Below are 22,900 nucleotides of genomic sequence, written 5' to 3'. Positions count from 1 at the left end.
CTGTGAGGTGGACATGAACGATCCACGTCGACCCGACCGGTTTGGTCCCCCTCAAGCGGGGTCCGAACCGACCGGGCCGATTGGCCCGCGGAACGCGCCGCTCGCTGATCCGGCCTACGCCGACCAAGCGCCGTACGCGCCTGCCTACGGCGGGTATGCGCCGCCGTGGGCGCCGAGCGTGAACGAGACCAACACCACCCGACGCCTGCCGGCGTATTGGCAGCAAGACCAGGACCAGCCGCCGCCGGGCGGGGGGCCTCCGGGGGGCATGCCTCCCCCGCCGCCGGAAGGCCCGAGATCGCCGCGCTGGTTGTTGATCGGCGCCGGTGCGGCGGTGCTGTTGATGGTCGCGCTGTTGATCGCGCTGGTCCTCACCAACGGCGCGCTGAAGACCCAGACCGCCGTGCCGCCGTTGCCCGCCATGCCCACGTCGAGTGCGCAAAGCCCGACACCTCGCACGTCGACGCGGACATCGCCGCCGCTGCAGACGCTGCTGCCGGTGCCACCGCCCAGCGGCTCGGCCGGGCCCGCGCCCACTCCGGGCGCGATGCAAAACGTCGTCTACACCGTTAGCGGCGAGGGCCGGGCCATCAGCGTCACCTACTGGGACACCGGCGACGTGATCCAGACTGAGTTCAATGTCTCGCTGCCGTGGACCAAGCAGGTCAGCCTGTCGCAGTCGGCCGCTCATCCGGCCAGCGTCACCATCATCAACATCGGCCACAACGTCACCTGCTCGGTGACCGTGGACGGAGTTCAGGTGCGCCAGCGCCTCGGCGCCGGCATCACCGTCTGCGACGCCGCCGGACGCTAGGTCTGTTCGACCGGTTCCGGCACGGCGGTGTGGCGCGGCGGGACCCGGACCGCGATCATCGCGATCAGTCCCGCGATCAGCACCAGCGATATCCCGCCCAGCCCGGCGCGCACCGCGCCGAAGGCGTCGACGAACACCGAGAACAGCCAGGGCGCCACGAACGCGACGGCCCGGCCCGTCATCGTGTACAGGCCGAACGCCACGCCTTCCCTGCCGTTGTGGGCCATCTGCAACAACAGGGCACGCGCCGAGGACTGCGACGGCCCGATGAACAGGCACAGCGTCAGCCCGCACACCCAGAAGGCCACCGGACCGGAGAGCACCATCATGGTGAGTGCCGAGGAGACGATCGCCACCAGCGACCCGACGATGACCGGCTTGGACCCGATCCGGTGATCGACAAAACCCCCCGCGACGGCGCCGACGGCGGCGACGATGCTGGCCGCCACCCCGAAGATCAGCACGTTGGCCTGCGAGATGCCGTACACGTTGACCCCCAGCACCGCGCCGAAGGCGAAGATCGCCGCAAGCCCGTCGCGGAACAGCGCGCTGGCACCCAGGAAGTAGACCAGGTTGCGGTCCCGGCGCCATTCCGCGGAGATCTCGGTCCACAGCTTGCGGTAGCCGCCCAGCATGGTCGTCGGCTGGTGCACCTCCGCGCTGTCCGGCAGCCGGTGCGCGACAAGGAGCAGCGGCAGCCCCAACACCGCCAGCCAGGCCGCGGCAGCCAGCATCGCCTCCCGGACGTAGAGCCCGTCGGCCACGGGCACGCGCAGCAGCCCCCGTACCGCATCGGGTCCGGAGCCCGAGCCGGCGATGAAGCCGGTGTAGATCAGCAACAGCAGCAGCACGCTGCCGAGGTAGCCCGACGCCCAGCCCAGACCGGAGATTCGGCCGGCCGTCTGCGGGGTCGAGAGCTGACGCAGCATCGCGTTGTACGGGACGCTGGCCAGGTCACCGCAGGCCGCCGTCGCGCCCAGCAGCGCCAGCCCGGCCCACAGGTAGGCGGGCCGGTCGTGGATCAGGAACATCGAACAGGTCAGCGCCACCGCCAGGCCGGTCAACACGCTCAGGGCCACGCGCCGCCGATGCGGCGACTCCACCCACACACCGACCAGCGGCGCCAGCAGTGCGACCGTCAACCCGGCAAGCGCGCCCGCGCGGCCCAGCCAACTCTCCGGTGTGGTCCTGCCGGGCAGCCCCTCTCCCACGCTGCTGGTCAGGTAGACGGAGAAGACGAAGGTCGCCACGATCGCGTTCAGACCCGTCGACCCGCAGTCCCACAGCGCCCACGCCACCACCCGAGATCGCGCGACCCCGCCCGCCCCCGGTTCCGGCTGACCCATGCCCGGCACTCTATTTGTTAAGCCGACAAGCCGCCGCGCACGGTTGCGCCGTTGTCGGACAGATGTGGCCGCTGTCTACGATTGGCGCATGCCAGTACCCGCTCCCGACCCCGATGCGCGCGCTGTTGTCACTGGAGCTTCGCAAAACATCGGCGAAGCGCTGGCCACGGAATTGGCCGCGCGCGGACACCACTTGATCGTCACCGCGCGACGCGAGGACAAACTCAACGACCTTGCCGCTCGGCTAGCCGAGAAGTACGGCGTGACCGTGGAAGTGCGGCCCGCCGACCTCGCCGACCCGGTGGAACGGGCCAAACTGTGCGACGAATTGGCCACCCGCAACATCTCCATCCTGTGCGCCAACGCCGGCACCGGAACGTTCGGTCCGCTCTGTCGCCTCGACCCGGCCGGCGAAAAGGCTCAGGTGCAACTGAATGCCGTGGCGGTGCATGACCTGACGTTGGCGGTACTGCCCGGGATGGTCGAGCGCGGCGCGGGCGGCATCTTGATTTCCGGTTCAGCGGCGGGCAATTCGCCGATTCCCTACAACGCCACCTACGCCGCCTCGAAAGCGTTCGTCAACACCTTCAGCGAGTCGTTGCGCGGTGAACTGCGCCGCTCGGGTGTTCACGTCACGCTGCTGGCGCCGGGTCCGGTGCGCACCGATCTGCCCGAGGACGCCGAGCGGTCACTGGTCGAACGACTGGTGCCCGACTTCCTGTGGATCTCGACCGAGCACACCGCCCAGCTCTCGCTGGATGCGTTGGAGCGCAACAAGATGCGCGTCGTTCCGGGCCTGACCTCGAAGGCGATGTCGGTCGGGAGCGGGTATGCCCCGCGCGCGATCGTCGCGCCGATCGCCGGCGCGTTCTACAAGAAACTCGGCGGCGGGTAAGCCCTATTTGCGGCGCCGGCCCGTCCCGAAGATGCTTTTGACGGCTTCGCGAATCGCGGTGTTGATGCCGCTTTTCACGGTGGGATTCTGCAGCACTTCCTCCCACATGGCCGGACCCTTGGGCTCAGCCGGCGCGGGCATCGGCGGTATGTCGTAGGGGTCCGGATACGAAGGCAGCGGGTCGTATTGCCCCCGCGGCGCCGGAGCCTGCGGTGACGGTGGGGGAGGTTGGCGCACTTGAGGTTCCGACGGCTGCGCAATCGTCTGGCCGTATTTTGCTTGCAGCGGGCTGTCTTTCGCGGCCTTGGCGATCTCATCGGCGCCGATGGCGCCCATCAGCGACCGGGGAACCCGCATGCGCGTCCAGGCAACCGGCGTCGGCGCGCCCTTCTCGGACAGCACGGTGACGACGGCCTCACCGATACCCAGCGAGGTCAACGCCGACTCCAGGTCGTAGACATCGGTTTTGGGATAGGTACGGACGGTCTTGGACAGTGCCTTCTGGTCATCGGGGGTGAACGCGCGCAGGGCATGCTGAATTCGCGCGCCCAGCTGGGACAGCACGTCGTTGGGCAGATCGGTGGGCAACTGGGTGCAGAAGAAGACCCCGACGCCCTTGGAGCGGATCAGCTTGACCGTCTGCTCAACCTGGTCGAGAAACGCTTTCGACGCGTCGGTGAACAACAGATGCGCCTCGTCGAAAAAGAACACCAACTTGGGCTTGTCGATGTCGCCGACCTCGGGCAGTTCGTTGAAAAGGTCGGCGAGTAACCACATCAGGAAGGTGGAGAAGATCACCGGCCGCAATGACTGACCACTGAACTCGAGCAGCGAGACGGTGCCGTGGTTCTGGTTGTCGACGCGCAGCAGGTCGTGCGGATCGAGCTTCGGCTCGCCGAAGAAGGTGTCGCCGCCCTCGCCCTCGAGGTTCACCAGGGAGCGCAATATGACGCCGGCCGTCGTCGACGACACCCCGCCCAGGGATTTCAGGTCGGCCTTGCCCTCGTCGCTGGTCAGGTGACTGATGACGTTACGAAGTTGATCCAGGGTGACCAGCGCGCGATTGTTCTCTCTTGCCCAATGGAAGATCAGACCCAGGGTCGACTCTTGAGTAGCATTGAGCCCCAACACTTTTGATAACAAGACCGGCCCGAAACTGGCGACGGTCGCGCGGATCGGCACGCCGAGCCCCTCGGTGCCCAACGACAAGAACTCCACCGGGAAGCCGGTCGCCGCCCAATTGTCCCCGGTGTCTTTGGCGCGCGCCGCGGTTTTGTCGTTGGCCTCCCCCGGCCGGGACAGTCCCGACAGGTCTCCCTTCACGTCGGCCATCAAAACCGGAACCCCAGCAGCGCTGAGCTGTTCGGCGATCAGCTGCAGCGTCTTGGTCTTGCCGGTACCGGTCGCTCCCGCCACCAGACCATGCCTGTTGACGGTGGCCAGCGGGATGCGAATCTGCGCGCTCGGGTCGGCGGTGCCGTCGATGACGACGGTGCCCAATTCCAGTGCCTGGCCTTCGACGGCGTAGCCGCTGGCGATGCGCTGTGCGGGTCCGCCGGCCGCCGATTCGGTGGTCATCGCTGCCGTGCCCCTCTCGGGAGAAACTTGCAACGGTCAACACTACTTGCCAGGGGGCGACGGGGGCAGCGCTCACGTGGGCTTACGCTGAGCGCTGTGCGCGACGAATTGGTGTGGATCGACTGCGAGATGACCGGGCTGGAGCTGAGCTCGGACAAGTTGATCGAGATCGCGGCCCTGGTCACCGACGCCGATCTCAACATTCTCGGCGACGGCGTCGACGTGGTGATCCACGCCGATGACGCCGCCCTGTCGTCGATGATCGACGTAGTGACCGAAATGCACACTCGCTCGGGGCTGATCAACGAGGTGCGGGCGTCTACCGTCGACCTGGCTACGGCCGAGGCGATGGTGCTCGAATACGTCGGCAAGTACGTCAAGGCGCCCAAGACGGCGCCACTGGCGGGCAATTCGATCGCCACCGATCGTTCGTTCATCGCCCGCGATATGCCGGCCCTGGACGCGTTTCTGCATTACCGGATGATCGACGTCAGCTCGATCAAGGAACTCTGCCGCCGCTGGTACCCCCGCGTGTACTACGGCCAGCCGGCCAAGGGACTGTCCCACCGGGCACTGGCCGACATCCGCGAGTCGATCCGCGAGCTGCAGTTCTATCGCCGCACCGCGTTCGTGCCCCTTCCCGGGCCTTCTACCAGCGAAATCGCGGCGGTGGCCGCCGAGCTACAGGGCACCGACGGCACGGCGCAGACAATTGATTCGGCCGCCGAGCCACCGAACCGCTAGTATCGACAGTCGCCGCTTCTAGCGGGCGGCCGTGGTGGGTGTAGTTCAGCTGGTAGAGCGTCAGGTTGTGATCCTGAATGTCGCGGGTTCGAGTCCCGTCACTCACCCCACAAGGTCAGAGGGCTTATCCGCCCTCTGACCTTTTTGCTTCTCCGGGGCGATCGCAGCTCGGCGGCCAGCGAAACCGCCGCTGCGCGGCCGCCAATCGCGATACCGGCTCGCGACCTATTGCGCTGTGCCGCAATGACCTTGCGACGCCGACCAACATTGTTGGCTGCGCACGCCAAATCCCGACATCAACCCGGTGCCGATATTTGCCAGCGCCGGCCTTCCCCGCGATCCATGGCGTACTATCACCCCATTGCATAAGTTCGGAGTGGTCATGTCTGTTCTGAAGTACAAGGTCGTCCTCGTCCTGGTCCTCGCGTTCACGGTCCCGGCGGCATCGGGGTGCACGGCCACCCTGGTGTGCGACCCGCTCTTCACCTGCGCATAGCATTTTCGTTGTAATCCATTGCGCTGCAACTAATTCACGCTGCAGAGCGAATCTCGAGCGGACATGTCAGCCGACCGATATGCTGACCGGATGGCCGAGGCGCCGGCACGAGCGAGTCGGTGGGCGGCATTTCGCAATGCCCTTTCCAATGCCAATATCGCCAGGGCGGAATCATCGATCGCCGCCGGCGTCGTCGCCCATGTCGCCTGGGTCTCGACGATGTTGGTCGTCACCTTCGATCTGTTGGGCCCGGTGGGCCCCGGCTGGTTCCTGATCGTTCGCCAGATCACCGGGGCGATCAGCGCCCCCGTGTATGCCGCCCTGGCGGGCCGGTTCCGGCGCGAGCGCGTGCTGGCCGGCTCCATTGTCGCCCGGGGAGTCGCAGTGGCGCTTGTGATTCCGCTGTTGGGACACCACACGGCGACCGCGCTGCTGTTTCTGGTGATCGCACTGGAAGGGCTCACCCAGTCCGCCCCGAAGGCACTGAACGACGCACTCATGCCGTGGCTGGCCGACTCTCCGGCCCAGCTGGTCGCCGCGAACGCCGTTTCCGCCCTGCTCGAGACCTCCGGGGTGTTGGTGGGCGCGGGTGTGGCCGCCGCGGCATTGGGGTCCGCCGGACCCACCGCCGCATTGGTGACCATCGTGGTGTTCTGCGCGCTGGGGGCATCGCCGCTGTTCACCATTCGCGGGATCGACACCCGGGTGCGCAACGAGGGCTCCCGAGTCGTCAACGAACTCGCCGGCGGCATCGGCGTGCTTCGCAGGTCAACGAACGCCCGGGTGGTCGTCGCCGTCATGGCCATCACCGCATCGCTGACCGGTACCGCGCAAAGCATCGTCGCCAGCATCGCGAGTGACCTTTTGCATATCGGGGCGTCGGGGACCCCCGTGCTGATCGGGGCGGTCGGTATCGGCGGACTGGTCGGCGGTATCGCGAGCCTCTCGCTCGGCCGTCATTCGATGTCGCTGCCGATGGTCCTCGGATTTCTGGCTTGCGTGGCGGTCTTGTTGGCACTCGCGCTGACCTCGGCGGTGGCGCTGGCCATCCCGCTGCTGAGCGCGTTCGGCATCGGGATCGCCTACCAAATCGTGTGCGGGCGCACCCTGTTGCAGCGCAGCGCGTCCGGGCGGTCGCTGGACCTACTCGCCGGAATCAACGCGGTGATCGCCGTCTCGGTCGTCGGCGTGGCCGGGTTCTGCGCCGCCGAGATCAACGCCGCGATCGGAGTGCGCGGAACGCTGCGCGTGGCAGCCGGTTTGGCGCTGCTCGGCGCGATCTACGGCCTGCTGCGCGTCCTGCGGGTGGAACGGCGCTCGCCGGTGCAGCGCGCGGAATTGGACGCCATCAGAAGCGTGGCGGCGTTTCGGCCGTTGTCTGTCGCGGCCGCCGACCAGCTTGCCTCGGCACTGATCGCCATCGAGAGCGCCGAGGGCGATGTCGTTGTCCGGCAAGGCGAATCCGCCGACGACATGTTCCTGATCGGTTCCGGCGTCTTCGACGCCGTTGTCGACGGCCAGTCGGTGCGAACGCTGCGTGACGGTGACCACTTCGGCGAGATCGCCCTGCTGTTCGACGTGCCGCGCACCGCCACGGTGCGATGCCTGCAGGCGGGCACGCTGTGGCGGCTGCGCCGGGAGGATTTCCTGAGCGCCGTCACCGGAAATTCGACCACTCAGAGCGCGATGCAGGCGATCGTCGACCAGCGACTCGAGCACGCCGGCAGCCTCGGCCGCAAACCCGAGGACTAGCCGCGTCAGGTGTTGGCGTTGCCGGCTTTCCACTGCGGCCAGGGGATGTTCCAGTCGCCCAGGCCCTCGGTGCCGGGAAGCGTCGACCCGACCGTATTGACGACCTCGACGATGTCCCCGCTCTTGCTGTGGTCGTAGAACCACTCGGCGTTACTCGGACTGACGTTCAGGCAACCGTGGCTGGTGTTGGTGTGGCCCTGCGCACCGACCGACCACGGCGCGGAGTGCACGAAGACGCCGCTGTAGGACATCTGGGTGGCCCAGTCGACTTCGGTGCGATATCCGTTGGGTGAGTTGACCGGAACCCCGTAGGTCGACGAGTCCATGATGATGTGCTTGTACCGGCCGCCGATGATGTAGAAGCCGTTGGCCGTCGGGGTGCTGTCCTTACCCATCGACGTCGGCATCGTCTTGACGACCTCACCGTTGACCCGGACGGTCACCATCTTGGTGGTGTCGTCGGCGGTCGAGATGACCTCGTCGCCAATCGTGAAGTGGGTCTTGACGTTGTCCTCGCCGAACATCCCGTCGCCCAAATCGACGCCGTAAGTGTTGACCGCGACGTCGACCGAAGTTCCCGACTTCCAGAAATGCTCTGGGCGCCAACGCACTTCGCGATTGTTCAGCCAGTAGAACGCGCCCTCGACGGGTGGGTTGGTGGTGATTTTGATCGCCTTCTGGGCGGCGGCGCGGTCGGCGATGTTCTCGTCGAACCGGATCGCCACCGGCTCGCCGATGCCGACGACCTCACCATCGCCCGGGGCGACATACGGCATCGTCAGGTGTGCGGGTGAACTGGTCGCGAAGCTCATCTGGCGGCTCGCCGCGCCACCGAGACCGGTCGCCTTGACGTTGAGCGTGTAGTGCCGGTTGTAGCCGAGCTGCTCGGTGGTCGACCAGCGCAGCCCATCCGGGCTGAGTTGGCCGTTGATCGCCCGGCCGTTGTCGTTGACCATCGTGACCGACGCCAGCACACCGTCGGCAACGTTCACCGTGACCGGCGCATCGACGGTCACGCCGACGGCGCCGTCCGACACCGAGGAGGTCAGCTTGGGGACCAGCAGGTCGGCAAACGGTGTGCCCTTGTCGAAGATGATCTTCGGCGGCGCGGCGGCGTGGTTGCTGCTACAGGAGACGCCGACCACGGCAAACATAACCATGGCGATAACCAGCCATGATCGGTGTCTGCGCAAAGCCATCATCGAGTGACCTTCCACGACCAATCCTGCTCACGTTCTGGTCACCGCTGACCGAAGAATACTTGCAAATATTCTAATGGGTTACGCCCCGTGCTCACCGCAACTCAGCTGGATGACCTTAAAGCAGCGACGCAAGGCCCGCAAAACGCGGGACGGTCGCCCGCCGCGCAGGCTCTACACTGGGAGGTCGAGCGATTTCGTTCCGCGACGGGATGCCTGTTAAAGTCGCAACGCGGTCGTGGTCGACCAAAGCGCCGTTAGCTCAGTTGGTAGAGCAGCTGACTCTTAATCAGCGGGTCCGGGGTTCGAAACCCTGACGGCGCACCACCGCAGTTCCGCTGTATCGCGACGCTTCGCAGCACAACCTGGCCGCAGACGTTGCGGTAACGGTAGGGCTGGCCGCTGACCCGTTGCTCTTATCGCTTGGGCGCCGATCGCTTGGCCGTGGCCTTGACTCCCCTGGCTTTCGTCGCCACCCGCGTCTGAGCGGCCTTCTTCTTGGGAGAACCGCGGGCCGGGGCGTCGCCGCCGGGAGCCGGAGGCGGATTCTGCGGAGCGTCGGATCCTGGAAGGTCGTCCTGTCCCAAATAGGCAAGGTGTAACGACCGCAGAAAATCCTTGTCCTCGTAGATCGGCATCAGGTCAGCGGCGCCGTCGAAAACCGTGGTGAGCCATGCCGAGCTTTTTGACGCGCTGGAGAGCTTCCATGCGGCCGCCCACATTGCGCCAAGCGTCACGGCTCCCGCCGCGATGACTTCGATGGTCTGCTCGCCGCAGTTCTCCCAGAGCGCGTCCAGAACCGCGGCGGCCTTGGTCGCGCTCTTGCCCCCGCCTGGGTGGGCATCGTTGTAGATCTGGCAGATCGTCTCGGGAGGCAGCGTCTGCTGGGCGAAAATCATCAAATCCATTGCCGCCTTGGCGGCGTCGCGCGGACTGTGAATCGCGCGGGGCGTGAAGCTCAGGTTTTTGATTGCATCGCCGATCCGGGCCGCGATGTCGTCGGCATGCGCGTCCACCATGTTGTCCTCATACGTGGCGTGCACGCCGGTGCTGGCCCCATTCAACCCATCGGAGTGTTGGGAGGAATGCAACGGCTGGCAGGCGTCGCCAACATAGTGCGCCAGGCAGCCGGCCGCTGCGAGAAAACTTGCGCCGTCTCCGTTCTTCGCGAATTCCACAATCTGGGCGAAGACCTGCCAGACGCGAAATGGTAGCGCCCCTTGGTTATTGGACGTTGCTGTCGACGCACTGGGAAGCGGCGCATCTTCATAGAAGCTCAGCCAGGTGCTGTGATTCAGCGAGTCCTCGTCGGCTTCATAGCCGGCAATCAGCGTTTGGCCGTCGCCTCCGGGAAGATCGATATCGGCGTAGTGGTTCCAGTTCTCCATCGCCCGCGCGACTTCCGGCTTGACCCGGTTGATATTCGTCTTCCACACCACATCCGGCACATCGCTGAGCGGGACGAAATCCTTGGCCTGCAGATGAGTCGCCAGTTCGAGTTGCTCGTCGCTGCTGAAACTGAGGTTGTTGATGTTGGCAATGAAGAATTTCTGCAACGCCTGGTTTCCCACCAGGAAGCAAGCCTGCTGACCGATTTTAAAGTGCCCCACCGGTCCCCAATACTGAAAGCGTTCGGCCGCGGGTCCGGCGAGCAGATCGAGATTCAGTTCCCGCAGGATCACTGCCATCGACGTCGCCAGCGAGAACTGCAGGAATTGGCCGGCACCCGGACCGTTGCTGATTCGCTGGCCCCCCCACTCCAGACCGAACGGCGAACGCGTGCCCGGCTCCACGACTCCGTCCAGGCACCAAAGTGACCCGGAATCGCCCGGCTGCGTGACCAGCGGGCCCGTGTCATCCGATCGCGCCCCGATTACGAAATCGGCGACATAGTCCCGCCCACCAACCGACTTGTATCGATAGAAAAGGGCTTTGACCTCTCCGCGCATTTCTCCGCTGGCGGCGCCACACCCCGCCACCGGTTTCCCGATCCAGGACAGCGAGGCGGTGCCCGCGCTGAAATCCGCCACGTCACCGATCGATTGGGTGAGCGCGTCCGCCTCCCAAATATGGGCATCTTCCAGCCGGACGATAGCGGCATCAATATTCACTACGGCATCCCTGCCCGGCAGGCTGGGGTACACATCCGAAAATGTGCGCTCCGTCAGGTTGGGCGTTCCAAGAGTGCTCCCGACCACCATGGGAACGCCGCGTATCAAAGCTCGCACGGGCCGCCCCACCTCGCCGGCGAGGTGGGCGTTGGTCAGGACATAGAAGTCACTGCCATCCGAAACCATGCAGGCAATCGTGCCCATCCGGCGCATGCCCTGGGCGTCGACATAAACAGGCGAACCGACGCCGAGCGAACTGGCCGCGAGCAGGCTCGGGTCGAGGGTTCGGGCCGGGAGATCAGCGGACTCCGCGAGGACCACGCACACCGGAACAATGCGCCCATCCGGCATATACACGAACGGGGGAACCACATCCTCGGGCCGTTTGATCAGCTCCTCGAGGGTTTGCCATTGCTTGACAAACACCAGAATGCACGGCCACGACCATCTCGTTACTTTGGAATTCAGCAGGGTGCGCGGTGCTGCCTTGGGGTGGCGATCGTGGGCCTGACCAGCGCCCGCTTCGTGCACGTCATTGTCGGTGTCACGGATGAGGTAGCGCCCAATCGCGGTGGAGAACACGTTCGTTTTGTGTGCGAGGTGCACGTGAAACTGGTCGCGGGCATCCAGCAGATCACGGATACCAAGCGAGTGAAAGTCGCTGGCGCTCAGTTGTTGGTGATCTTGCGACAAGTTGTGTGTGGTGTGACGCATGGACTTGCCTCCGCGAAGCTTTCGGCTATCAACTTGCGAGTCTCTGTGCGCCGGTCCAACTCGACCGTCGCGGCGAATTCGGGGACGCCACCAGTCATTAACCGGGCCGCGTTCTTTCGATCAGCGGGTCCGGGGTTCGAAACCCTGACGGCGTTCCACTAGAACCCCGAACGCATTGGTCGTCATTGTCTGCCTGGCAAATCCTATCGCGCGATGGTTGCTGAGAGTAGTTTCTCCTCGGTGCCAGTTCTCGATTGGCATCCCCGAAAGAGCCGCGCCGAAGGAGCCGCAATGGGGTTCATCAAACCCAACCTGCCCGTCGTCGACGTAGCCGAGTGGAGCAAGTTGCCTCGCGCCCAGCGGATCATCCCGATGCAGCGCCATGTCGCCGAGAACGGTTTCGGCACTCCCCTGATCATGCATGTGATGTACGGCGTGAAGATCGCGCTCTACATCCTTGGCGGCTGGTTCTTCGGATGGTGCACCACGGGCATCGGCGGCTTCGGCGACGTCAGCATGTGGTGGTCGGAGCCGATCGTGTTTCAGAAGGCCGTGCTGTTCACCATGCTGTTCGAAGTCGTCGGTCTGGGTTGTTGTTTCGGGCCGCTGGCCGGGCGCTACTTCCCCCCGATGGGATCGATCCTGTACTGGCTGCGGCCCGGCACCATCCGGCTGCCGCCCTGGCCGAAGCGAGTGCCGCTGACCAACGGCATCGACCAGACCCCGTTCGACGCGCTGCTCTACGGTGCGCTGCTGGTATTGCTAACGATGGCTCTGGTATCCGACGGGTCCGGCCCAATTCCGGCTCTGCACACGGTAATTGGCGTGCTGCCGCGGTGGCAGACCATCGCGATCCTCGCGGTGTTGGCCGCAATCAGCCTGCGCGACAAGGTGATCTTCCTGGCCGCGCGCGCCGAGGTGTACGGGCCGCTGGCGCTGGCGTTCCTGTTCGTCGGGCCCGACATCGTCATCGGAGCCAAGCTCGTCTTCATGGTGATCTGGTTGGGCGCAGCCACATCGAAGATCACCAGACACTTCCCGTTTGTGATCTCGACGATGCTGGCCAACAATCCGTTCTTGCCCTCGGGCGTGCTCAAGCGCTCGCTGTTCAAGCGCTATCCGGACGACCTGAGGCCCAGCGCGTTGTCGGGCTTCATCGCGCACTTCTCGACCGCGATCGAAGGTTTAGTGCCACTGGCGCTGCTCTTCTCCCATGGCGGCTGGCCGACCGCGATCGCCGCATTCGTGATGATCGTGTTCCACCTGAACATCCTGCTGGCCTTTCCGATGGGGGTCCCGCTGGAGTGGAACGTGTTCATGATCTTCGGTGTGCTGTGGCTGTTCGTGGCGCATGCACAGATCGGTCTGTCGGATCTGACCAGCCCCTGGCCCGTCGTGCTGTTCGCGGTCATCACGACGGTCGTCGTGGTGGGAAACCTGTTCCCGCGCAAGGTTTCATTCCTGCCCGGCATGCGTTACTACGCGGGCAACTGGGACACCACGGTGTGGTGCGTCAAGCCCGCGGTGGACGACAAGTTCCGCACCGGCTCCCGTGCGCTCGGCCCGATGCAGCACCTGCAACTCGAGCGGCTGTACGGCAGCAAGGAGGAGACCCTGATCCCCCTGCACCTCGCGCTGGCGTTCCGCGGCATGAACACCCACGGGCGGGCGCTGCTGACGCTGGTGCACCGCGCGCTGGCCGGCTACGACGAGGACGACTACAACCTGTGCGAGGGCGAGGTGCTGTGCTCGATGGTGCTGGGTTGGAACTTCGGCGACGGCCACATGCACAACGAGTGCCTCATCGAGGCGCTACAACAGCGCTGCGGCTTCGAGCCCGGAGACGTGCGGGTGGTGATCCTCGACGCGCAGCCCATCCAGCGACAGCGGCAGGAATATCGGCTGGTGGATGCGGCGACGGGTGAATTCGAGCGTGGCTACGTCGATGTCGAGGACATGGTCACCACCCAGCCGTGGGCCGACGATCTCCCGGTGCACGTCGAAAGCAGTCGTGTCAGCGGTTCCTGACCCGGCACCGGCACGGCCTGAATCGAGTGTGCGGCTACGGCGACGATTCGGCGATTTTCCCGCCCTGGCCGCACAGCCAAAGCCACGGAGTCACACTCGACGGCCGCGCTTGAGGGCTGGGCCGCGTCAGCGGTTCCTGACCCGGCGCACCACGATCACGACGACGATCGCACCGACACCGGCCAGGGTGACGACGACGGCGGGCTTGGTGACAAACCCGATCACCCGGATTTTGAGGTCGTCGGCAAGACGGCGAGGGTTGGCACGCTCGGCGAGTGAATCGACGGTTGCCGCGAGCTGGTCGCGGGCGAGGTCGATCTCCTGCTTGATGGCTTCGGGGTCCCGGTCGGCCACGGTCCTGTCCTCCAAGTCCTCCATAGTCGGCGTGGTGCACCTGAGGCACTACCCTAGATCAGCTGGCCTCGATGCCAGCGCGCCGGGAACAGAAAGGACCCACGTTGACCGAGACCACGCGGCTGGCGCCGGGCGATAAAGCGCCCGCCTTCAGCCTTCCCGACGCCGACGGACACAAGGTGTCGCTGGCCGACTACAAGGGACGCCGTGTCGTCGTGTACTTCTACCCGGCGGCCTCGACGCCGGGGTGCACCAAGCAGGCCTGCGACTTCCGCGACAGCCTCGCCGAGCTCAACGAGGCCGGCCTCGACGTCGTCGGGATCTCACCCGACAAGCCTGAGAAGCTCGCCAAGTTCCGCGATGCGGAGGGGCTGACGTTTCCGCTGCTGTCCGATCCCGAGCGCAAGGTGCTGACGGCGTACGGTGCCTACGGCGAAAAGCAGATGTACGGCAAGACGGTCACCGGCGTCATCCGCTCGACGTTCCTGGTCGACGAAAAGGGCAAGATCGCCGTCGCGCAGTACAACGTCAAAGCCACGGGCCACGTCGCCAAGCTCAGGCGCGATCTGTCGGTGTAGTCAGTCGCCGATGACGGCTGCCGCGGTGTGCTCGGTGATGGGCCGCGCACATCCCTGTTCGTCGCAGACCCGCTGCAGCTTCTCCAGCGTCTCGTCGAGCCCCGGCCCAAGCCGCCTGCCGGGGGTGAAGGTGGCCGGCAGGTGCTGCATGCCCTGGATCACGCCGATGGTCGGATAGTGCACGGTGCCCTCGGGGTCGCAGCGGTAGTCGGGCATCCGGTCGAGCACCGCCGTGAGCATCGACTTGAACACGACGCGCGCGACATTGGAGCCGATGCAGCGGTGGATGCCGAGCCCGAAGCTGAAGTGCCGATTGTTCTTACGGCCGAGGTCCAAACGATTCGGATCGGGAAACACCGAGGGGTCGCGGTTGGCCATCGCCCAGGACAGCCACAGGCGATCGCCCTCCTTGAAACGTGTGCCGGCGATTTCGAGATCGGCGGCGATCGTGCGACCATCCCCGGGCGCAGGCGTGAAGTAACGCAGGAATTCCTCGGTGGCCGAGTCGAGCAGCGTGTCCGATTCGCGCCGGAGCAGTGCGCGTTGCTCGGGATTTTCGCCTAGCCATTCGAGTGCGTGCGCGGTCAGCGCGGTCGTCGTGTCGAAGCCTCCGCCGATGATCAAGCCGAGCATTCCGAGCAGTTCGCTGTCGGGGGCGGGTTCGCCGTCGATCTGAAGTCTTGCCAACGCATCCACCAGGCCGGGGCGCGGGTTATCCCGGATCTCGAGGAGGTGATTGAACAGGTCGGCCCCCATCGCCATGGTCTGGTCCAAAACCCTTGGCGCGTCCGGGGAATCGGCCGGGGTATAAACATTGGCGTGAGCCGGCTCGCAATAGAGCTGCCACTTCTTCAGCGGAACGCCCATCATCGCCAGGGTCAACACAGCGGGCACGACGTTCGCGAGATCGTCGACGAAGTCGATGCGCCCTCCTTCGATTTTCTCGTCGATGCTCGCCCGCACGATCTCGTCGACAAACGGCTTCCAGCGCTTGACGGCCGCCGGCGACAGGTAGGGGTTCAGGATGCTGCGGTAGGCGGAGTGCTCGGGTTCGTCCATCTCGAGCATGCCGCCGCGGACGCCGGTTCCCTGCGGCAGCGTGGGAATCGTGATGCCCTTGTAGCCGGTGCCTTCGCCGGTCACGTCGTGATCGTTGGACACGTGCGGGCATCGAGCGAGTTCGAAGACTTCGCGGTTGCCCGCGGCCACCCAATGCCCGTCATAGGTGTCGGTCCACGCCAGCGGGCACCTGGCATGCATCTCCTCGGTGATCGCGGTGAACCGTTCGCGGTACTCCGGAGTGTGGCGATCAAAGTGGTAACGGTTGGTCTTGCCGGCCCTGTCTGCCTTGCCGGTCAGCGTGTCTTCCGTGGTCACCGTGGCCTCTCCTGCGGACGAGTGGCTGCCTATAGAAGCAGTATGCGGCGAGACGGTCCGTCTACAAAGTAATTCTGGACTTAATTTGGGATCGGTAGCCGCCCGCGATAGCCAGAATTTCGGTAATGGATTGCCGTGATGTACGGCGCAATTGGCAGCGAAAGGTCTACTGATGAATACACCTCGCACCTTAGGTCGAATCGTCGCGGGCGCGCTGATATCCGGTGGCGTGGCCGTGGCCGGCCTGGGTCTGGCCGCACCTGCCCAGGCCGGGCCGTCCTATTGGCATTACTGCCCCGGCCAGAAATGGGGATACACCGTTCCGATACCGCCGGGATTTGATTTGAGTGTGTGCCACTGGTTCGCCGTCACCGTGACCAGCGGCCCGTCCGGCCCGGTGTATCACTTCGAGGAGGCCAATCCGGCCGACGTACCCCCACCGGCACCCGGCTTCCCCTGGCCGTGAACTGTCGCGACCTCGACGCGACGACTCCAAAACTGAACCGCAGAGCGGATTATTGAGCAATGGCCCCGAAAGAAGACCCGGAGAAACGAGATCCTGAGGAATACATACGCGACCTGGAGCGCGGCACCGGGCAGCCGTCAAGGGGTGCTGCGCAGTCGTCAAGGGGTGCTGCGCAGCCGTCCGGTATGTCGAACAACAGCGGCCGGGGCGCAGACCGCTTACTGGGGGGAACGTGGTGGCGGTGGTTTGCGGGCGTCGCGAGACTAGCGAACACGCCGCGAGGTCGGGTGGTACTGGTGGGCGCGTTCGCGGCTGCGTTCGCGATAGCGGCCCTGTTGGGTCATTACTCCGGCACCACAGTCCAAGGAAATCTCACCATGATCAACGCCGGCGCGAAGGACACGATCGACTGCAACGACGGAAGCCTGAGGCTGGAAGGCGACAACAATACGTACACGGTCACCGGCCACTGTCGCAGGCTGGACGTCGCCGGAAGTGCAAACCATGTCACCGTCGACAGTGCCGACATCATCAGTGCCTTCGGCGACGACAACGCGATCGCTTACCACTCCGGGTCGCCAACGATCAATAAGACGGGTAACAACAACACCGTTTTTCAGCGCCCACGCCCCCGTTGACAGGCGGTCGGTGAAGGTGCCGGCCAGTCGAACGCAAGATTGCGCAACGACCGATCAGCACTGCGCGCCTTCGGCTTTGGTCAGCTCCCAATCCAGCCACGCTGTCGCGTAGCGGATTCTGTTCTTCGCGTGATCGACCGATTCGGGCTTGAGGCTCAACCGGTCGAGACTCTGCTCCGCGACGTGGCCGGAGTGATCGGACACTTCTTTTGCCCCGCAGCTACACGACACTCGGGGATCGTCGACATGCCCAATCGCGCGGTGTTCCTCGATGACCTCTCGGGTGGGGCGGATCAGATCAGGCACGGCACGCCTCCTTTATCGCGAGGATGAGGGAAGTAAGCCTTGCGGCACAGCATCTTTCGACCTAGTGCCGCTGATCGCCCGGGAACTAGCGGGCGGCGCCTGCCAGGCGCTGAATTCCTTGCGCCGTGTGCTCGACCGTCCTGCGTGCTTGGAATGCCCAAATGATCTGACAAATTCCGATGACGACCAGCCATGCCCCGGTGACGGTCGCCAGCATGACGATGCTGTCGAATGGCCAAGTGAGCACGATCATCCCGGCAATCGCCGTGAGGATGCCCAGAAACGTATGCCACCCTCGCCCCGGCAGCTCGGAATGGCTAATCGCCAGCACGGCTTCCGATACGCCTTGGAATATGAAGCTGACGCCGATCCAGATCGCCAACAACATCACGGCAAAGCCGCCGCCGAAGTGGCGGAAAGCCAAAACTCCTAGCACCACCGACAGCGCCCCGCTGATGAGCATGAGAACCCGGCTGCCGACGGTGACGTCGAGCGCCAGCGCGAAAGCGATCTGCCCTATCCCCGATATCAGCAGGTATGCGCCGAATAACACTGCCGCGACAAGGATCGATTTACCGGGCCAGATCAAAATCACAACACCCAAGGCCAGGGCCATCAGCCCCGAGGCGATCACCGTTTTCCACGCGTTACGAAAAACTTCTGGCGTCTGCAAGATGGTCATGCTCAGCTCCTAAAGCCAGCTTGTCGGCATACCAACAGGACATAGTGTGCGCTTGCGCGGAATTCCCGACGTAGGGCACAAAGTCCCCTTGTGCATCACGAATCGGGGCTACAGACTCCGGCGATGAGCGGTGATCACCAAGAAGGGCACAGCGATCCTCGCGTACGGGCACACGTGGTTGACAACGCAAAGCCACGGCACCACCTCGACGATCGAGGTCATCACCCCTTGGTCGGTCAGCCGCACAGCGATGACGAGGGACCGATCGCCGACGCCGAACTGCGCGCCGCGCAATTGCGTTCCGGCGAGCACCGATTTGGCCGGCGTGGTGAGCGGTTCGACCGGCGCTCCCCATTTGTCGTCGGGTTGACCGCATCGGCCGGCGTGGCCGTGACGTATGGCGCGGTGCGCGTGCTTGGATCGATGTCATCGGTGTTGTTGTTGATCAGCGTCGCAATGTTTTTCGCGCTCGGACTTGAGACCGCGGTGTCGTGGCTGGTCAACCGAAAGTTGCCGCGCTGGGCGGCCGTGACCGTCGTCGTGACCCTGGTGCTCGCGCTAACTGCCGGGACGTTGGCCGCCACCATTCCCCCGCTCGTACAGGAGGCGCGCCAGCTCGCCGAGCAGCTGCCGCATTACCTGCAGCACGCCCACGACCGCTCGTCGCTGATCGGCCGGATCGACGAGCGCGTCCACCTGCAACAGCGAATCACCGAGACGGTCAACGGATCCGGCCGCTTCACCGTCACGGGGATCGTGCGGACGGGTTCGCAGGTGTTCGGGGTCGTGTCCCACGTCGGTATCGTGGCCATGCTTACCGTGTACTTCCTCGCCGATATGCGACGCATCCGCGCGGGCTTCTACCGACTCGTGCCCAACTCCCGGCGGCCACGCGCGATCCTGATCGGTGACGAGGTGGTGGCCAAGTTCGGCGCATATCTGTTTGGGAATGTGCTGACTTCGGTCATCGCGGGGTTCGCGACATTCGTATGGTGTCTGCTGCTCGATATCCCCTACGCAGTCCTGCTGGGCGTGGTCGTGGCCGTCTTGGACCTCTTCCCCTACGGCTCAACCGTCGGGGGCTTCATCGTCGCCGCCGTTGCACTCAGCGTCTCCATCCCCGTCACCGTCGCGACTGTCGCCTTCTACATGGGCTTCCGGCTTGGCGAGGATTATCTACTGACGCCCAAGATCATTGGTCGCGCCGTGCGAGTACCGGCCGGTGTCACCGTAGTCGCCGTGCTCCTGGGCGCGGCGTGGCTGGGCGTAGTTGGAGCGCTGGTGGCGATCCCGGTCGCAGCAGCTCTGCAGTTGCTGGCCCAGGAATTGCTCTTTCCCGTGCTGGACGAGGCATGAAATTGCCGAAGCCCTTGCGGCGAAGGTCAATGCGCAGTCGCGCCCGACAGGTCCAGGGCGATGTCGACGAGCATGTCCTCCTGCCCACCGACCATCCCACGACGCCCGGCCTCGACGAGAAGCGTTCGTGCGTCGACACCGAAGCGTTCGGCCGCCGCCTCCGCATGCCGCAGGAAGCTGGAGTACACACCGGCATAGCCGAGGGTGAGCGTCTCGCGATCGACGCGCACCGGACGTTGCTGCAGTGGGCGAACCAGGTCGTCGGCGGCATCCTCGAGGGCGTTGAGATCGCATGCGTGCCGCCAATTCATGCGGGTAGCGGCGGCAATGAAGACCTCCAGTGGGGCGTTGCCCGCACCTGCACCCATACCGGCCAGTGACGCGTCGACGCGGCGACACCCATGCTCGACGGCCACCATCGAATTCGCCACACCCAGCGACAGGTTGTGGTGGGCGTGGATTCCGACTTCTGTTTTTGGACAAAGCTTTTGGCGCACCGCGTTGACACGCTCGGCGACATCCCTCATGGTCATTGCGCCGCCGGAATCGACGACGTACACACAGCCGGCGCCAAAGCCCTCCATCAAGGCGGCCTGCTCAGCCAGCGCCTGGGGGGTTGCCATGTGGCTCATCATCAGGAAGCCGACGGTGTCCATGCCCATGTCGCGGGCGGCCGAGATGTGGTGTGCCGCAATGTCGGCCTCGGTGCAGTGGGTGGCGACCCGCACCACGCTGGCACCCGCCCGGTGCGCCGCGGCGAGATTTCGGATGGTACCGATTCCCGGCAGTACCAGGGTCGCGATCTTAGCGCGGCGCACCACAGCGGCGACCGCCTCGATCCACTCCAAATCCGTGTGTGCACCAAACCCGTAGACGCAGCTGGACCCGCCGAGCCCGTCGCCGTGAGCGACCTCGATCGAGTCCACACCCGCGGCGTCCAGCGCTGCCGCGATGTCGGTGACCTGCCGCAGACTGTATTGGTGGCGCACCGCGTGCATCCCGTCACGCAGGGTAACGTCACTGATGTAGAGCCGCTCAGTCTCAGTGCTACCCATGGTCAGACACCCACCTTCTTCGTCGCATGTGCCGCAATGCTTTTCGCGGTCGCCAGTGCCGCCGATGTCATGATGTCGAGGTTTCCGGCATGGGCGGGCAAGTAATCGGCGGCGCCCGTCACCTGCAGCAGGCCGGTGATCCTGGTGCCGATGAACTTCCCCGTCTCGAAAATGTAGAGCGCGTTGTCCGGACCGAAAGACTCGAACTGCACCGGCTGTTTGAGCCGGTATCCGGGCACGTAACGCTGGACCCGCTCGACCATCGCTGCGATGGCCGCCTCGACGGCGACGTGGTCGCAGTCGCCCTCGACCAGGCAGTACACCGTGTTGCGCATCAGGATCGGCGGTTCGGCCGGGTTGAGGACGATCATCGCTTTGCCTCGTTGGGCTCCGCCGACGACTTGCAAAGCGGTGGAGGTGGTCTCGGTGAACTCGTCGATGTTCGCACGGGTGCCGGGCCCGGCCGACCTGGACGAGATCGCCGACACGATCTCGGCGTAGGACACCGGCGCAACTTGGTTGACCGCGGCCACGATCGGCACCGTTGCCTGCCCGCCACACGTCACCATGTTGAGGTTCGGCGCGTCTATGTGGTCTTCGAGATTGACCACCGGAACGCAGAATGGGCCGATGGCAGCCGGGGTGAGGTCGAGCAGTCGTACACCGGTGTGACGCAACGCCTCCCAGTGCCTCAGGTGGGCCTCGGCAGAGCTGGCGTCGAACACCAACCGAATGTCATCGAAGCCGGGGAGGGCGAGTAACCCGTCGACCCCCTCCGAAGATGTCAGCACACCAGAGTGTTTCGCCCGTGCCAGCCCGTCAGAAGCCGGGTCGACACCGATCATCGCTGCCATAGTCAGCGGTCCCCCGCTGCGCAGGATCTTGAGCATGAGGTCGGTGCCGATGTTGCCCGACCCGATGATCGCCACCGGAAAAGCTGCACCGGTCATGGGGTTTCCTTTCGATCTACGCGAAACTGAGGCCGACCGCGCCGAGGCCGGTGATCGTGGCGGATGCTCGGTCACCGGCCTCAACAAACGCGGCTGTCGTGTAGGAGCCGGACATCACGAATTGTCCGGCCTCGATTGCGGTTCCGTACTCGGACAGCGCGTTGGCCAGCCAAGCGACGGCCACAGCCGGATCACCCATCACGGCGGTGCCCTGCCCGGTTTCGACGAGCGCATCGTTGCAGTACAGCGCCGCGGTGGTGGCGCGCAGCGCAGGCGCGTCGGACATCGGCACCCATTTGCCCAGTACCACCGCACCGGAGCTGGCGTTGTCGGCGACGGTGTCCGCCAAAGTAATCCGCCAATCGGCGATGCGGCTGTCCACGACTTCCAGCGCTGCGGCCACTGCTTCGGTGGCCGCCAGCACCTCGTCGACCGTCACCCCCGGCCCGCGCAGCGGCGCCCGCAGCAGAAACGCCACCTCGGGCTCCACCCGCGGCGCGCAGAAATCGCCCCTGGGCACCGTCGCCCCGTCGGCCAGCATCATCGTGTCCAGGACGTAGCCGAAGTCCGGCTCATGGACCCCCAACAGAGTTTGCATCGGTGCCGAGGTCAGCCCGATCTTGTGGCCGCGCACCTGCGCGCCCGCACCGACGTGACGGGCCAGATTGCGGCGCTGCACCCAATATGCCTGAGCCACATCGAGATTGGGGTACGAGTCGGTCAGCGGCGGGATGGGGTTGGCGCTCACCTGTGCGGCGTACAACCGCTGAGCCGCCACGTCCAGCTGGGGGTCCTCAGCGATCACATTGGTCATTTGAGATCCCCGGATTGTAAGAGCTGAGTCGCCGAGTCGAAGACCAGACGGGCATGCAGTTCGAACAGCTTGATCAGGTCAACCGAGTCGCCACCGACCTCCTTGGCGATGAACAGCCCGTCGGCACCGGCGATCGCGTACGTGGTCAGCAGCCGCACGCTGTCCTGATCGAGGTCGGGTGCGACATCGCGCACGATCGTCTCGAATCGGTGAAAGGCCCGGTCGCGCACCTGCAGGAACATCTCCCGGGCCCGCGGCTCGACGGGGCGACGCTCCAGCGCGAGCATCAGCCCCAGGCGGATGAAGTCGGGCGCATCAAGTAGCGCCTTGGCCACCTGCGTGCCGAGGTCGACCACCCGCTCGCGGACCATCGCCTCGCCCGGCAGATCCAGCGCGGCCAGCCACCGGCCGAAACTTCGCTCGATGACCGCGGCTATCAGGTCGTCCTTGTCGGTGAAGTGCCAATAGATCGAGGTCGGGGGCAGGCCGCTTTTCTTGCTGACCAGCGAGATCGTCGTGCCTTCGTAACCGCGTTCGGTGGCGACCTCGGTCGCCGCATCCAGGATGCGTTCGCGCGACTGTTCGCCGTTGGCGCGGGTGCGTCTGCGGGCGCGAGGTTCGCCTGCGTCGGTGCCTGTCGTCACGGT

21 protein-coding genes and 2 tRNA genes are annotated in these 22,900 nt (G+C 65.1%); 11 read left to right on the top strand and 12 right to left on the bottom strand.

What is annotated here, in order from left to right; genetic code table 11:
* Window positions 1-13: 13 nt before the first annotated feature.
* Entirely contained in the window at window positions 14-814 is an 801-nt protein-coding gene (locus SKC41_RS16455) for an MmpS family transport accessory protein (protein WP_330978543.1), read from the top strand.
* On the opposite strand, the gene SKC41_RS16450 is transcribed toward SKC41_RS16455, so the two are convergent.
* Window positions 811-2,160, bottom strand: a complete 1,350-nt coding sequence (locus tag SKC41_RS16450) for an MFS transporter (protein ID WP_330978542.1) — start codon at window positions 2,158-2,160, stop codon at window positions 811-813. The two genes, SKC41_RS16455 and SKC41_RS16450, sit on opposite strands and share 4 nt — an antisense overlap.
* A gap of 88 nt (window positions 2,161-2,248) precedes the next feature.
* Here SKC41_RS16450 and cmrA point away from each other — a divergent pair, with 88 nt between their 5' ends.
* On the top strand, window positions 2,249-3,055 hold the full coding sequence (gene cmrA / locus SKC41_RS16445) for a mycolate reductase (protein WP_330978541.1): 807 nt from the start codon (window positions 2,249-2,251) through the stop codon (window positions 3,053-3,055).
* A 3-nt stretch (window positions 3,056-3,058) separates the two neighbouring features.
* Here the strand turns inward: cmrA and SKC41_RS16440 are convergent, their stop codons facing one another.
* A complete protein-coding gene (locus SKC41_RS16440; RefSeq protein ID WP_330978540.1) occupies window positions 3,059-4,633 on the bottom strand; it encodes a helicase HerA-like domain-containing protein in 1,575 nt (524 codons plus the stop codon).
* Between the two features lie 96 nt (window positions 4,634-4,729).
* On the opposite strand from SKC41_RS16440, the gene orn reads away from it, so the two are divergent.
* From orn to SKC41_RS16425, 3 genes are all read left to right on the top strand, one after another.
* Window positions 4,730-5,377: an oligoribonuclease gene (gene orn, locus SKC41_RS16435; RefSeq protein ID WP_330978539.1), complete on the top strand. Its 648-nt coding sequence runs from the start codon at window positions 4,730-4,732 to the stop codon at window positions 5,375-5,377.
* 34 nt (window positions 5,378-5,411) lie between these two features.
* Window positions 5,412-5,487 (top strand) — tRNA-His (locus SKC41_RS16430).
* A 476-nt stretch (window positions 5,488-5,963) separates the two neighbouring features.
* Window positions 5,964-7,625, top strand: coding sequence for a cyclic nucleotide-binding domain-containing protein (locus SKC41_RS16425; RefSeq protein ID WP_330978538.1), 1,662 nt, complete (start codon window positions 5,964-5,966; stop codon window positions 7,623-7,625).
* A 5-nt stretch (window positions 7,626-7,630) separates the two neighbouring features.
* Here the strand turns inward: SKC41_RS16425 and SKC41_RS16420 are convergent, their stop codons facing one another.
* On the bottom strand, window positions 7,631-8,827 hold the full coding sequence (locus SKC41_RS16420; RefSeq protein WP_330978925.1) for a L,D-transpeptidase: 1,197 nt from the start codon (window positions 8,825-8,827) through the stop codon (window positions 7,631-7,633).
* A gap of 248 nt (window positions 8,828-9,075) precedes the next feature.
* On the opposite strand from SKC41_RS16420, the gene SKC41_RS16415 reads away from it, so the two are divergent.
* Window positions 9,076-9,151, top strand: a tRNA-Lys gene (locus SKC41_RS16415).
* Window positions 9,152-9,240: 89 nt separating this feature from the next.
* Here SKC41_RS16415 and SKC41_RS16410 read toward each other — a convergent pair.
* A complete protein-coding gene (locus SKC41_RS16410) occupies window positions 9,241-11,649 on the bottom strand; it encodes a hypothetical protein (protein ID WP_330978537.1) in 2,409 nt (802 codons plus the stop codon).
* 291 nt (window positions 11,650-11,940) lie between these two features.
* On the opposite strand from SKC41_RS16410, the gene SKC41_RS16405 reads away from it, so the two are divergent.
* On the top strand, window positions 11,941-13,677 hold the full coding sequence (locus SKC41_RS16405; protein ID WP_330978536.1) for a DUF3556 domain-containing protein: 1,737 nt from the start codon (window positions 11,941-11,943) through the stop codon (window positions 13,675-13,677).
* A 126-nt stretch (window positions 13,678-13,803) separates the two neighbouring features.
* Here SKC41_RS16405 and SKC41_RS16400 read toward each other — a convergent pair whose 3' ends face one another.
* Window positions 13,804-14,031, bottom strand: coding sequence for a DUF3618 domain-containing protein (locus SKC41_RS16400; RefSeq protein WP_090609456.1), 228 nt, complete (start codon window positions 14,029-14,031; stop codon window positions 13,804-13,806).
* Window positions 14,032-14,135: 104 nt separating this feature from the next.
* Here SKC41_RS16400 and bcp point away from each other — a divergent pair, with 104 nt between their 5' ends.
* Complete coding sequence (gene bcp / locus SKC41_RS16395) at window positions 14,136-14,609, top strand: thioredoxin-dependent thiol peroxidase (RefSeq protein WP_330978535.1); 474 nt, start codon at window positions 14,136-14,138, stop codon at window positions 14,607-14,609.
* Here bcp and SKC41_RS16390 read toward each other — a convergent pair whose 3' ends face one another.
* Entirely contained in the window at window positions 14,610-15,986 is a 1,377-nt protein-coding gene (locus SKC41_RS16390) for a cytochrome P450 (protein WP_330978534.1), read from the bottom strand. It abuts the gene before it with no gap.
* A gap of 172 nt (window positions 15,987-16,158) precedes the next feature.
* On the opposite strand from SKC41_RS16390, the gene SKC41_RS16385 reads away from it, so the two are divergent.
* Together SKC41_RS16385 and SKC41_RS16380 are read left to right on the top strand one after the other, a co-directional pair.
* Window positions 16,159-16,452 carry a hypothetical protein gene (locus SKC41_RS16385; protein ID WP_330978533.1) on the top strand — a complete coding sequence of 98 codons (294 nt, stop codon included), beginning with the start codon at window positions 16,159-16,161 and terminating at the stop codon, window positions 16,450-16,452.
* Between the two features lie 377 nt (window positions 16,453-16,829).
* Entirely contained in the window at window positions 16,830-17,090 is a 261-nt protein-coding gene (locus SKC41_RS16380; RefSeq protein ID WP_330978532.1) for a DUF3060 domain-containing protein, read from the top strand.
* 54 nt (window positions 17,091-17,144) lie between these two features.
* Here SKC41_RS16380 and SKC41_RS16375 read toward each other — a convergent pair whose 3' ends face one another.
* Window positions 17,145-17,396 carry a hypothetical protein gene (locus tag SKC41_RS16375; RefSeq protein ID WP_330978531.1) on the bottom strand — a complete coding sequence of 84 codons (252 nt, stop codon included), beginning with the start codon at window positions 17,394-17,396 and terminating at the stop codon, window positions 17,145-17,147.
* Window positions 17,397-17,481: 85 nt separating this feature from the next.
* A complete protein-coding gene (locus SKC41_RS16370) occupies window positions 17,482-18,078 on the bottom strand; it encodes an HdeD family acid-resistance protein (RefSeq protein WP_330978530.1) in 597 nt (198 codons plus the stop codon).
* Between the two features lie 123 nt (window positions 18,079-18,201).
* Here SKC41_RS16370 and SKC41_RS16365 point away from each other — a divergent pair, with 123 nt between their 5' ends.
* Window positions 18,202-19,434, top strand: a complete 1,233-nt coding sequence (locus SKC41_RS16365) for an AI-2E family transporter (RefSeq protein WP_330978529.1) — start codon at window positions 18,202-18,204, stop codon at window positions 19,432-19,434.
* 26 nt (window positions 19,435-19,460) lie between these two features.
* On the opposite strand, the gene dmpG is transcribed toward SKC41_RS16365, so the two are convergent.
* Genes dmpG through SKC41_RS16345 form a run of 4 tightly spaced genes read right to left on the bottom strand, consistent with a single transcriptional unit; the run spans window position 19,461 to window position 22,897 of the window.
* A complete protein-coding gene (gene dmpG / locus SKC41_RS16360; RefSeq protein ID WP_330978528.1) occupies window positions 19,461-20,489 on the bottom strand; it encodes a 4-hydroxy-2-oxovalerate aldolase in 1,029 nt (342 codons plus the stop codon).
* 2 nt (window positions 20,490-20,491) lie between these two features.
* Window positions 20,492-21,439, bottom strand: coding sequence for an acetaldehyde dehydrogenase (acetylating) (locus SKC41_RS16355; RefSeq protein ID WP_442931628.1), 948 nt, complete (start codon window positions 21,437-21,439; stop codon window positions 20,492-20,494).
* Between the two features lie 16 nt (window positions 21,440-21,455).
* Window positions 21,456-22,244 carry a 2-keto-4-pentenoate hydratase gene (locus SKC41_RS16350; RefSeq protein WP_442931694.1) on the bottom strand — a complete coding sequence of 263 codons (789 nt, stop codon included), beginning with the start codon at window positions 22,242-22,244 and terminating at the stop codon, window positions 21,456-21,458.
* A 5-nt stretch (window positions 22,245-22,249) separates the two neighbouring features.
* On the bottom strand, window positions 22,250-22,897 hold the full coding sequence (locus SKC41_RS16345; RefSeq protein ID WP_330978526.1) for a TetR/AcrR family transcriptional regulator: 648 nt from the start codon (window positions 22,895-22,897) through the stop codon (window positions 22,250-22,252).
* Window positions 22,898-22,900: the final 3 nt, after the last annotated feature.

This window comes from Mycobacterium sp. 050128 (genome assembly GCF_036409155.1).
Taxonomy (GTDB): Bacteria; Actinomycetota; Actinomycetes; order Mycobacteriales; family Mycobacteriaceae; genus Mycobacterium.
This window is presented reverse-complemented; position numbering and strand designations above follow the sequence as displayed.